Source organism: Undibacterium sp. TJN25, from assembly GCF_049339885.1.
GTDB lineage: Bacteria > Pseudomonadota > Gammaproteobacteria > Burkholderiales > Burkholderiaceae_D > Undibacterium.
In genome coordinates this window covers 75,316-86,592 of the sequence record NZ_JBMPPM010000016.1, presented here as the reverse complement: position 1 = coordinate 86,592, position 11,277 = coordinate 75,316, and the positions used below count along the sequence as shown (strand labels likewise).

At 58.3% G+C, this 11,277-nt stretch carries 13 protein-coding genes; 10 read left to right on the top strand and 3 right to left on the bottom strand.

The window, feature by feature from the left end:
* Nucleotides 1-153 precede the first annotated feature (153 nt).
* Complete coding sequence (locus ACO0LO_RS27175) at nt 154-930, bottom strand: enoyl-CoA hydratase (RefSeq protein ID WP_422969358.1); 777 nt, start codon at nt 928-930, stop codon at nt 154-156.
* 195 nt (nt 931-1,125) lie between these two features.
* Between ACO0LO_RS27175 and paaG the strand changes: the two genes are divergently transcribed.
* From paaG to paaK, 3 genes are read left to right on the top strand one after another with little or no spacing between them, the layout of a single operon-like run.
* Nucleotides 1,126-1,920, top strand: coding sequence for a 2-(1,2-epoxy-1,2-dihydrophenyl)acetyl-CoA isomerase PaaG (paaG, locus tag ACO0LO_RS27170; protein ID WP_422969356.1), 795 nt, complete (start codon nt 1,126-1,128; stop codon nt 1,918-1,920).
* A gap of 10 nt (nt 1,921-1,930) precedes the next feature.
* Nucleotides 1,931-2,380: a hydroxyphenylacetyl-CoA thioesterase PaaI gene (gene paaI / locus ACO0LO_RS27165; protein ID WP_422969355.1), complete on the top strand. Its 450-nt coding sequence runs from the start codon at nt 1,931-1,933 to the stop codon at nt 2,378-2,380.
* Between the two features lie 12 nt (nt 2,381-2,392).
* Nucleotides 2,393-3,700, top strand: a complete 1,308-nt coding sequence (gene paaK, locus ACO0LO_RS27160; protein WP_422969353.1) for a phenylacetate--CoA ligase PaaK — start codon at nt 2,393-2,395, stop codon at nt 3,698-3,700.
* Between the two features lie 33 nt (nt 3,701-3,733).
* Here the strand turns inward: paaK and ACO0LO_RS27155 are convergent, their stop codons facing one another.
* Nucleotides 3,734-4,735, bottom strand: a complete 1,002-nt coding sequence (locus ACO0LO_RS27155) for a murein transglycosylase A (protein ID WP_422969352.1) — start codon at nt 4,733-4,735, stop codon at nt 3,734-3,736.
* Between the two features lie 19 nt (nt 4,736-4,754).
* Here ACO0LO_RS27155 and ACO0LO_RS27150 point away from each other — a divergent pair, with 19 nt between their 5' ends.
* Complete coding sequence (locus ACO0LO_RS27150) at nt 4,755-5,105, top strand: hypothetical protein (protein WP_422969350.1); 351 nt, start codon at nt 4,755-4,757, stop codon at nt 5,103-5,105.
* 2 nt (nt 5,106-5,107) lie between these two features.
* Here ACO0LO_RS27150 and apaG read toward each other — a convergent pair whose 3' ends face one another.
* Entirely contained in the window at nt 5,108-5,482 is a 375-nt protein-coding gene (gene apaG, locus ACO0LO_RS27145) for a Co2+/Mg2+ efflux protein ApaG (RefSeq protein WP_422969348.1), read from the bottom strand.
* Between the two features lie 153 nt (nt 5,483-5,635).
* Between apaG and rpe the strand changes: the two genes are divergently transcribed.
* The 6 genes from rpe to trpC all read left to right on the top strand — a co-directional run bounded on the left by rpe (nt 5,636) and on the right by trpC (nt 11,231).
* A complete protein-coding gene (gene rpe / locus ACO0LO_RS27140) occupies nt 5,636-6,301 on the top strand; it encodes a ribulose-phosphate 3-epimerase (RefSeq protein WP_422969346.1) in 666 nt (221 codons plus the stop codon).
* A 77-nt stretch (nt 6,302-6,378) separates the two neighbouring features.
* Nucleotides 6,379-7,053 (top strand): phosphoglycolate phosphatase, encoded by a 675-nt coding sequence (locus ACO0LO_RS27135; protein ID WP_422969344.1) that lies wholly within the window; start codon nt 6,379-6,381, stop codon nt 7,051-7,053.
* 263 nt (nt 7,054-7,316) lie between these two features.
* On the top strand, nt 7,317-8,813 hold the full coding sequence (gene trpE / locus ACO0LO_RS27130) for an anthranilate synthase component I (protein WP_422969342.1): 1,497 nt from the start codon (nt 7,317-7,319) through the stop codon (nt 8,811-8,813).
* A complete protein-coding gene (locus ACO0LO_RS27125) occupies nt 8,814-9,380 on the top strand; it encodes an aminodeoxychorismate/anthranilate synthase component II (RefSeq protein WP_422969340.1) in 567 nt (188 codons plus the stop codon).
* Between the two features lie 17 nt (nt 9,381-9,397).
* Nucleotides 9,398-10,429 (top strand): anthranilate phosphoribosyltransferase, encoded by a 1,032-nt coding sequence (gene trpD / locus ACO0LO_RS27120; protein WP_422969338.1) that lies wholly within the window; start codon nt 9,398-9,400, stop codon nt 10,427-10,429.
* Nucleotide 10,430: 1 nt separating this feature from the next.
* A complete protein-coding gene (gene trpC / locus ACO0LO_RS27115) occupies nt 10,431-11,231 on the top strand; it encodes an indole-3-glycerol phosphate synthase TrpC (RefSeq protein ID WP_422969337.1) in 801 nt (266 codons plus the stop codon).
* Nucleotides 11,232-11,277: the final 46 nt, after the last annotated feature.

The following is an 11,277-nucleotide window of genomic DNA, read 5'->3' as shown; positions in this document are numbered from 1 at the left end:
CATCCCGCTCAAAAACAGCCCAACTTCCCGCTGTCCCTTTCGCGTTATTTGCTGCTTGCCTCGACGGGAGCCGAACTATAGCAAGCCTCATCCAAACTTGGCAAGCGCTTTTTGAAAATAATTTATTTCATTACCGCGCCCGCCAGATTCACCTTACTTATTAGTGAAGTTCGCAGGACGTTTTTCCATGAAGGCTTTCATGCCTTCCTTCTGGTCGTCGGTGCCGAAGCTGCTATGGAACAGGCGGCGCTCATACTGCACGCCTTCCGACAGCGTAGTTTCGTAGGCGCGGTTGACCGAGTCCTTTACCATCATGATGATGGGCAGGGACATCGATGCAATCGTGTTCGCCGCCGCCAGCGCCTCTTCCAGCAACTTCTCCAGCGGCACAATGCGCGATACCAGACCGGCACGTTCCGCCTCTACCGCATCCATCATCCGCGCGGTCAGGCACATATCCATGGCCTTGGATTTGGAGATCGCGCGCGGCAGGCGTTGCGTGCCGCCGGCGCCGGGCAAGGTGCCCAGCTTGATCTCAGGCTGGCCGAACTTGGCATTCTCTGCGGCGATGATGAAATCGCACATCATCGCCAGCTCGCAGCCGCCGCCCAGCGCATAGCCTGCCACCGCGGCGATGACCGGCTTGCGGATCTGGCGTATCTGTTCCCAGTTGCGCGTAATGTAATCGTTCTTATAAGCGTCCATATAGGTATAGCCAGCCATCGCGCCGATATCGGCGCCGGCGGCAAAGGCTTTTTCGCTGCCGGTGATAACGATGCAGGCAATCGCCTCATCCTTGTCGAAGGCTTTCAGCGCAAAACCCAGCTCATCCATCAGCTGGTCATTCAGCGCATTCAGGGCCTTGGGGCGGTTCAGCGTAATCAGGCCTACTTTCTCTCTGGTTTCCACCAGAATATTTTGATAATCCATATCAGCTCCTTTGTTTTTGATGATTTTTGCCATGCGTTATTTGCAGGCGCGACGAATTGACAGCTAGATTGTAGCGTTTCAGCCGGAGAGGTTAGCACAAATCATTTAATTAACCGACTGGTCGGTTTTTTAATTACAATCAGAGTCAGCGAGCTGATACTGCTTACTATTTACCTGCAGAAAGAGGATACGCACATGCCTGAAATCCTGTTTTCCCGTAGCGACGCTGTCGCCACCATCACGCTGAACCGGCCCGACAAGCTGAACAGCTTCACCCGCTCCATGCATGCGGAACTGAGTACCGCGCTGAGCCAGATTGAAAATGATCCTGCTATCAGGGTACTCGTGCTGACCGGTGCCGGGCGTGGCTTCTGCGCCGGCCAGGATCTGGCGGACCTGTCGTTCGAACCCGGCGCCATGACGGATCTGGGCGAATTAATAGACAAGCACTTTAATCCACTGATACGCCGGCTGCAGGACCTGCCCATGCCGGTGATTGCCAGCGTACGCGGCGCGGCGGCTGGCGCCGGCGCCAACCTGGCACTGGCCTGCGACATCGTGCTGGCCTCACACTCCGCCAGCTTCCTGCAGGCTTTTGCCAAAATCGGCCTGCTGCCGGATTCCGGCGGCACCTGGTTCCTGCCGCAGAAGGTCGGCATGGCGCGCGCCATGGGCCTGGCCATGCTGGCCGACAAGCTGCCAGCGGAAAAAGCCGAGCAATGGGGCCTGATCTGGAAATGCGTGGACGACCGCGAAGACAAAGACGCACTGGACAAGGAAACCCAGGCGCTGGCAACCCATCTTGCCAGCCAGCCGACCAAGGCGCTGGCAATGATCAAGCATGCCTTGCGCGCCAGTCTGCACAACACGCTGCCGCAGCAACTGGCGCTGGAGCGCGACATGCAGAGTGAACTCGGCAACTCGCACGACTATGCCGAAGGCGTCAATGCCTTCCTCGAAAAACGCGCACCGCGTTTTACCGGCAACTGAGGGCTCCCGCATGGACGATGCACTGATACCGCCTGAGCCACCGTCGCCGGCCATCGTGGCGGCTGCCATGTATGCACGCGACACGGCTGCACAGAGCATGGGCATCAAGATCACCGATATACAGCCGGGCAGCGCGGTCGCCAGCATGCCGGTCAGGCCGGATATGATACAGGGACACAATACCTGCCACGGCGGCATGATCTTCAGCCTGGCGGACACTGCTTTTGCCTATGCCTGCAACAGCCAGAACCAGGCCACTGTCGCAGCCGGCTGCAATATCGAATTCCTGAAGCCGGCCTTCCTGGACGACCTGCTGACGGCCGATGCCAGGCAAGTCACGCTGTCAGGCCGCAGCGGCATCTATGACGTGCTGGTCAGCAACCAGCATGGCGAAATCATCGCCGTATTCAGGGGCAAGTCGGCAGCAATCAAAGGACAGGTCATTCCACAGGCAGAGTAATCAGAGGGCAGCATGAGCGCAACAGCATTCCCACTTGAAGCGATAGAAACCGCCAGCCGCGACGAATTACAGGCCTTGCAGCTGCAGAGACTGCAATGGTCGCTGCGCCACGCGTACGACAATGTTGCCTACTACCGCGAAGCCTTTGACGCCGTCGGCGCCCATCCCGACGACTTGCGCAGCCTGGCAGACCTGGCCCGATTCCCATTCACGACCAAGAAAAGCCTGCGCGACAATTATCCCTACGGCATGTTCGCGATACCGCGCGAGCGTATAGTACGCATCCACGCCTCCAGTGGCACGACCGGCAAACCCACGGTGGTCGGCTATTCGCAAAACGACATCGACACCTGGGCCAATTGCGTGGCGCGCTCCATCCGCGCAGCCGGCGCCAGACCGGGCGATATCTGCCACATCAGCTACGGCTACGGCCTGTTTACCGGCGGCCTGGGCGCGCACTATGGCGCAGAACGCCTGGGCCTGACCGTCGTGCCCTTCGGTGGCGGCCAAACCGAGAGACAGGTGCAGCTGATACAGGACTTCAGGCCCGACATCATCATGGTCACGCCTTCGTACATGCTGGCCATTGCCGATGAAATGGAGCGCCAGGGCATAGATCCCACGTCCACATCGCTGAAGACGGGCATCTTCGGCGCTGAACCGTGGACGCCTGAAATGCGTAGCGCCATCGAAAAACGGCTGTCGCTGTCCGCTGTCGATATCTACGGCCTGTCGGAAGTGATGGGGCCGGGCGTCGCCAGCGAGTGCGCTGAAAGCAAGGACGGCCCCACGGTATGGGAAGACCATTTCTATCCCGAAATCATCGACCCCGATACCGGCGAAGTATTGCCGGACGGAGAATTCGGCGAGCTGGTGTTCACCTCGCTGAGCAAGGAAGCGCTACCCATCATCCGCTATCGCACCCGCGACTTGACGCGCCTGCTGCCGGCCAACCCGGACAATGGCGGTCGTACAATGCGCCGCATGCAAAAAATCACCGGCCGCAGTGACGACATGATGATCGTGCGCGGCGTCAATGTATTCCCCACGCAGATAGAAGAACTGATCCTGAAACAGGCGGTGCTGTCGCCGCACTATCAGTGCGTGTTGACCAGGGAAGGCCCGCTGGACACGCTGACCGTGAGGGTGGAAGTGAAGCCCGGCGGTGCCGGTGCGGAAACAACATCGGCAAAGCTGGCGCTGATGCACGACATCAAGGCGTATATAGGCACTTCCGCCGATGTAGAGATACTGCCGGTCGGCGGCATAGAGCGCAGCGTCGGCAAAGCCAGACGGGTAGTGGACCAGCGCAGCAAGTAGCGCCGCGCCTTAGCTATTCTGTAATACCCAGGATCAGGATTTAGGCAGCAGCAGCCACATCTGGCCGCGCTGCTTCATGCGCCCGGCCTGCTCGCCCGCTTCCGAACCGAAGCCCCAAAAATAATCCGCCCTGACCGCGCCACGAATCGCGCCACCGGTATCTTGCGCAACGACCAGCTTTTGCAGCAGTTGCGTACTATTAGGCTGCGTCGTCGCTAGGAACACGGGCGCACCCAGCGGCAGGAACTGCGCATCCACGGCGATAGAGCGCTGCGCCGTCAGCGGCAGACCCTGCGCGCCTTTCGGACCTATCCTCGGATCGGCCAGCTTTTCTTCCTTGAAGAACACGACGCTGGGATTGCTGTTGAACAGTTCATTCTGGCGGGTGGGATTTTGTTTGATCCACTCCTTGATACCTTGCGCGGACGCTTGGCTGGTGGTCATTTCCCCTTTATCCACCAGGTAGCGGCCTATGGATTTGTATGGATAGCCGTTCTGGTCTGCATAAGCGACGCGGATAGTTTCATTCGTATCGGCGAAATACACGCGGCCCGAGCCCTGCACCTGCAGAAAGAAAGCCTCCACCGCATCATCAACCCATAGCATCTCCTTGCCTGCCAACGCCTGCTCGGTATCGGCACGCGACGCATACGGCACCACCTTGTTGCCGACCAGGCGGCCCCGCAGGCGCATATTTTTCAACTCTGGATAAATGCTGCCCAGATCTATCGTCAGCAGATCGGCCGGCACCGGATACAGCGGCGTCTGGTAAACGCCGCCCCGGGTGCGGGAGCCGCGCAGCAGCGGTTCGTAGTAACCGGTGATCAGGCCTTCATTGCTGCCGTCCGGGTTGATGACCTGATAAGGCGTGAACAGAGATTCGAAAAAGACGCGCATCGCAGCGCCGTCTTTTACATCAATGTCCTTGGCAATCGTGCACGGCTCCTTCCATTCCGGCTTGAAGCGCATCGCATTGCAAGACGCCATGAACACCGGCCACGTTTCGGTCAGGTCGTCTGCCCCCCAGCCCGGCATGTCGGCAAAAGAACCTGCCTTGAAATTCGCATTCGGCTTGGCGGCTGTCTGCGGAATAGGCTTGGCGGTCGGCGCAGCAGGCGTAACTGGCTGCGGTTTAGGTGTTTCCTTGAGTGAAACCGGGGTAGTACAAGCGGAAATCAGTAATGCCATCGCGAGTACGGGTAAAATTGCAGGAAATTTGAACATCAGGAAGATAAATATGTGGTTATTGGGACTGGAAGCCGGCACGGCAATGTTTTTGCTGATCTTTATTGTATGGTGGACGATGTTTTCAGGTAAGAAACCGGAACATCCGCCACAACAGCCGCCCGTTGACAACAAGGAGGCCGATTCTACAGGCTCCGCAAAATCCGGGCCGGATCAATAAGATCAGTGCAGCGTGCGCGGCAGCGACAATACGAACTCCGGTATCGTCACATTGAACTGGTGGCCGTCTTCCGCCACGCAAAAGTAAGTACCTGTCATGCTGCCCTGCGGCGTCGTGAATGAAGTGCCGCTGGTATATTCAAAAGCCTGGCCAGGTTGCAGCAAAGGCTGATGACCGACAACACCCAGCCCCTTCACTTCCTGGCTGCGATTCTTGGCGTCGGTAATGATCCAATGGCGCGAAATCACCTGGGCCGCCACCGAACCGGTATTCTTGATCGTAATCGTATAGGCATATACATAGTTGCCGTGATCGGGATCGGACTGCTCTTCCAGGTATTGTGTCGCGACCGACACGTTCATTTCGTATGCTGACATGCAGTATTCCTTCAATAAATTGGCCGCCCTGCAGGTTCAATAAGAACCAGTAGCAAAGGCATATCGGCTCATTGCACACCAAAAGCCCCTCCATTGCAAGACCTGATCAGCGCGCAAGGGTAAAATAGCGCATCTTTATTGCTATTGACCATCATGACAACTTACCGCATCGCTCCCAGTATCCTGTCCGCCGATTTCGCCCGCTTGGGGGAGGAAGTCCGCAACGTCGTCGCGGCCGGCGCCGACATGATCCACTTTGATGTGATGGACAACCATTACGTTCCCAACCTGACGATAGGGCCGATGATATGCGAAGCGATACGTCCGCACGTGCAAGTGCCCATCGACGTGCATCTGATGGTCAAGCCGGTGGACCGGATCATCCCCGACTTTGCCAAGGCCGGCGCCAATATCATCAGCTTCCATCCTGAAGGCTCGGAACATATAGACCGCAGCCTGCAACTGATACGCGACCACGGCTGCAAGGCAGGCCTGGTGCTGAACCCGGCCACGCCGCTGAACGTGCTGGAACATGTGATGGACAAACTGGACCTGATCCTGCTGATGTCGGTCAACCCCGGCTTCGGCGGCCAATCTTTCATTCCGCACACCTTGAAGAAAATTGCGGCCGTCCGAAAACTGATAGACGAATCCGGCCGCGACATCCTTCTGGAAGTCGATGGCGGCATCAAGGTCGATAATATCGCCGCGGCGGCACAGGCAGGCGCTGATACCTTTGTCGCCGGCTCCGCCATCTTCGGCAAACCCGATTATGCGGCTGTCATCAAGGCCATGCGCGCCGAATTAGCCGGCATCTGATCCGCCCCGGGCCCACCAAGCCCGCGCAATCCAGCGGCAGCTTCTTCCTGCCGCTGCCAATTTACTTCCGGAAAAGCATGTTCACACATATCAAGGCCGCCATCATCGACCTGGACGGCACAATGCTCGATACCGCGCCCGATTTCCTGGTTGCCATCAACCGTATGCGCGCCGAGTTCAGCCTCGCGCCGCTGGCCCTGGAAACCATCAAGCATTTTGTCGGCAAGGGCTCGGAAAACCTGATTCACCGGGTACTGGCAGTCGACTATGCCGAGCCGCAGGTGGCGCAGCATTTCGACGCCGCAATAGATTCCTACCAGCGCCATTATCTCAGCATCAACGGCGACTACAGCACGCTGTACCCGGACGTCATCCAAGGCTTGCAGGCACTGCGCGCCAAAGGGCTACGGCTGGCCTGCGTCACCAACAAGCCGATTGCCTTCACCACGCCGCTGCTACAAAAGAAGGGGCTGAGCAATTATTTCGACGTGGTCTACGGCGGCGATTCCCTGGTTCGTAAAAAGCCAGACCCGCTGCCCTTGTTGCAAGTTTGCACGGATTTTGATCTGCCCCCCGCACAGGTGATTGCCATAGGCGACTCTTCCAACGACGCTATCGCCGCTCGCGCAGCCGGTTGCCCAGTGCTGAGCGTTCCCTACGGATACAATCACGGGGAGGCTATACAAAATATTGACAGTGATGGTATAGTCGAAACCTTATTGGAAGCGGCACGACTGATTTCACTAAACTAGTTTATTATTTAATCGCTACACTATCCCCAACGTTCACTATCCAAAGAATGTTTCTCGATAAAAAACGTCCCGCAATCACACCAGGCACTTTTGAGGCCTGGCTATGGCGACGCTGGCAATTCTGGTCTAACTAACCACCTATTTGCCGCGAAAGCTTCTGCACACCCTCGCAAAAGCTTTGCACGTTTTACAATTTGTCTTATCCGCCCCAACTCCACCCTCCGTGGACGCTGTGAGTCCGCAAGGGCGGCAGAAAGAGAACCATGACCGAACTCGAATTCAAATCGCTGGCCGCGCAAGGCTACAACCGTATCCCCATGATCGCGGAAGCTTTTGCCGATCTGGAAACGCCCCTCACGCTTTACCTGAAACTGGCCCAGCCCCAGCAAGGCGGCAAGAATACCTTCCTGCTGGAATCGGTCATGGGCGGCGAACGTTTTGGACGCTACTCCTTCATCGGCCTACCGGCGTCGACACTAATGCGCAGCTACGGCACACGCAGCGAAGTCGTCAAAAACGGCGAGGTGATAGAAACCGTGGAAGGCAATCCGCTGGATTTCATCGCCGATTTCCAGGCCCGCTTTAAAGTAGCGCTGCGCCCCGGCATGCCGCGCTTCTGCGGCGGCCTGGCCGGGTATTTCGGCTACGACACCGTGCGCCATGTAGAAAAACGGCTGGCGCACTCCACCCCGAAGGATGACCTGGGCCTGCCCGACATCCAGCTGCTGGTAACGGAGGAACTGGCCGTCATCGACAACCTGTCCGGCAAGCTGTACCTGATCGTGTACGCCGACCCTACGCAGCCGGAAGCCTATTCCAAGGCAAGGCAAAGGCTGAAGGATTTGCGCGGCATGCTGCGCAGGAGCGTCGATGCCCCTGTCACTTCCGCATCGGTACGGACCGACACCATACGCGACTTTGCCAAGGCCGATTATCTGAAGGCCGTGGACAAAGCCAAGGAATACATCATGGCCGGCGACCTGATGCAGGTGCAGGTGGGCCAACGTATCAGGAAACCATATGTCGATGCACCGCTGTCGCTGTACCGCGCGCTGCGCTCGCTGAATCCCTCTCCTTACATGTACTTCTACAATTTCGGCGACATGCAGATCATCGGCGCGTCTCCGGAAATCCTGGTCCGCAACGAAAGCCTGAACGACGGCAGCAAGAAGGTCACGATACGGCCGCTGGCCGGCACCCGCCCGCGCGGCTCGACACCGGAACGCGATGCAGAACTGGCGACCGAGCTGTTGTCCGACCCGAAGGAAATCGCCGAGCACGTGATGCTGATCGACTTGGCCCGCAACGACATCGGCCGCATTGCAAAAACCGGCAGCGTCAAGGTCACCGACCAGATGGTCATCGAAAAATACTCGCATGTGCAGCACATCGTCTCCAACGTGGAAGGCGCGCTGCAGCCCAACCTTTCCAACCTGGACGTGTTGAAAGCAACCTTCCCGGCAGGTACGCTGTCGGGCGCGCCGAAAGTGCGCGCCATGGAACTGATCGATGAACTGGAGCTGACCAAGCGCGGCATCTACGGCGGCGCCTGTGGCTACCTGTCCTTCGGCGGCGAAATGGATTTGGCGATTGCCATCCGCACCGGCGTACTGAAAGACGGCATGCTGTACGTGCAGGCGGCGGCCGGCATCGTGGCCGACTCAGTGCCCGAAATGGAATGGCAGGAAACCGAGAACAAGGCGCGCGCGGTATTGCGCGCAGCGGAACAAGTGCAGGACGGCCTGGACGGAGATATTTAAATGCTGCTGATGATAGACAACTACGATTCCTTCACCTACAACCTCGTGCAATATTTTGCCGAACTCGGTGAAGACGTGCGCACCTACCGCAACGACGAAATCACGCTGGACGAAATCGCCGTGCTGAAGCCCGACCACATCTGCATCTCGCCCGGCCCATGCACCCCGCGCGAGGCCGGCATCTCGGTGCCGCTGCTGCAACGCTTTTCCGGCGAGATCCCCATTCTCGGCGTCTGCCTCGGCCACCAGGCGATAGGCGATGCCTTCGGCGGCAAGGTGATCCGCTCCAAGCAGGTCATGCATGGAAAAACCTCGGCCATCGCGCATACCGGCGTCGGCGTGTTCAAGGACTTGCCCAGCCCGTATACCGTTATCCGCTACCACTCGCTGGCGATAGAACGGTCTTCGCTGCCGGCTTGCCTGGAAGTGACGGCCTGGACCGAAGACGGCGAAATCATGGGCGTACGCCACAGGGAGTTTAATCTGCAGGGGGTGCAGTTCCATCCGGAATCCATCCTGTCCGAGCACGGGCACGCACTGCTGAAAAACTTCCTTCTCAATGCATAAACTGTATCGGATCTGACATGACGATTACCCAACAAGAAGCCTTGCTGCGCTGTATTGAGCACAGGGAAATATTCCACGACGAAATGCTGTCGCTATTCCGCCAGATCATGGGCGGCGAGATGTCCCCCATCATGATTGCCGCGCTGACTATGGGCCTGCGCGTGAAAAAAGAAAGCATAGGCGAGATCACTGCAGCGGCCCAGGTCATGCGCGAATTCTCGACCAAGGTGCCGATGGCTAACACCAAAAACCTGATCGACATTGTCGGCACAGGCGGCGACGGCGCGCTGACGTTCAATATCTCCACCGCGTCGATGTTTGTCACTGCTGCAGCCGGTGCGCGCGTGGCCAAGCACGGAGGGCGCAGCGTATCCTCGTCCTCCGGCAGTGCCGACGTGCTGGAATCCTTCGGCGTCAACATCAACCTGACACCGGAACAGATCGCGCAGTCCATCGCGCAGACCGGCATAGGTTTCATGTTTGCGCCCAACCACCATGCAGCGATGAAACACGCCGCGCCGGTACGCAAGGAACTGGGCGTACGCACCATCTTCAACATCCTGGGACCACTGACCAATCCTGCCGGCGCGCCGAATATCCTGATGGGCGTGTTCCATCCCGACCTGGTGGGCATCCAGGTGCGCGTACTGCAAAGGCTGGGCGCACAGCATGCACTGGTAGTCTGGGGGCGCGACAACATGGATGAAGTGTCGCTAGGCGCACCTACCATGGTCGGCGAACTGGTGAATGGAGAAATCCGCGAATACGATGTCCATCCCGAAGATTTCGGCCTGCAGATGGTATCCAACCGCAACCTCAAGGTCTCCAATTCCACGGAGTCCAAGGACAAGATACTGGAAGCACTGAACAATGTCCCCGGCCCGGCCACCGACATCGTTGCGCTGAATGCAGGCACTGCCATCTACGGCGCCGGCATTGCCGATTCGATTGCGGACGGCGTCAAGAAAGCGCAGGAAGCGATACGCTCCGGCGCCGCGCGCGCCAAGCTGGAACAGTTCATCCAGGTCACACAGCAACTGGGGGCATGAGATGTCGGACATCCTCAACAAAATCCTGGACGTCAAAAAAGACGAAGTGGCAGCAGCAAAAAAGCATCAGTCGCTGGCCAGCCTGCGCGGCGACGTGGAATCGAACCTGGAAGCCCGGGCCGGCCTGCGTGGCTTTGAAGCCAGCCTGCGCGGCAAGATCGGCGCTGGCCGGGCCGGCGTGATTGCCGAAATCAAAAAGGCATCACCGTCCAAGGGCATCTTGCGCGCCGACTTCCACCCTGCCGATATCGCCACCAGCTATGCACAGCATGGCGCCGCTTGCCTGTCGGTGCTGACGGACGTGCAATTCTTCCAGGGTTCGCCCGACTACCTGCAACAGGCCCGCGCGGCCTGCGACATCCCGGTACTGCGCAAGGATTTCATGATCGATCCTTACCAGGTTTACCAGGCGCGCAACTGGGGTGCGGATTGCATCCTGCTGATTGTTGCGGCGCTGGACCATGGGCTGATGGCGGAGCTGGAGGCCTGCGCACATGAACTCGGCATGGACGTGCTGGTGGAGGTGCATAATGGCGAAGAACTGGACGCTGCGCTGAAATTGAACACCGCACTACTGGGCATCAACAACCGCAACCTGCGTACTTTTGAAGTGTCACTGGACAATACGCTGGCGCTGCTACCGCGCATCGCCCCGGATAAACTGGTCATTACCGAATCCGGCATCATGAACAGTGGTGACGTCAAACGCATGCGCGACGCCGATGTGCATGGCTTCCTTGTCGGCGAGGCCTTCATGCGTGCCGAGAATCCCGGACAGGAATTGCAACGGCTATTCAGTTAAAACGATAATAGCGTATTCCATAAAAAAGCCGCAGCCGGTTAAGTCC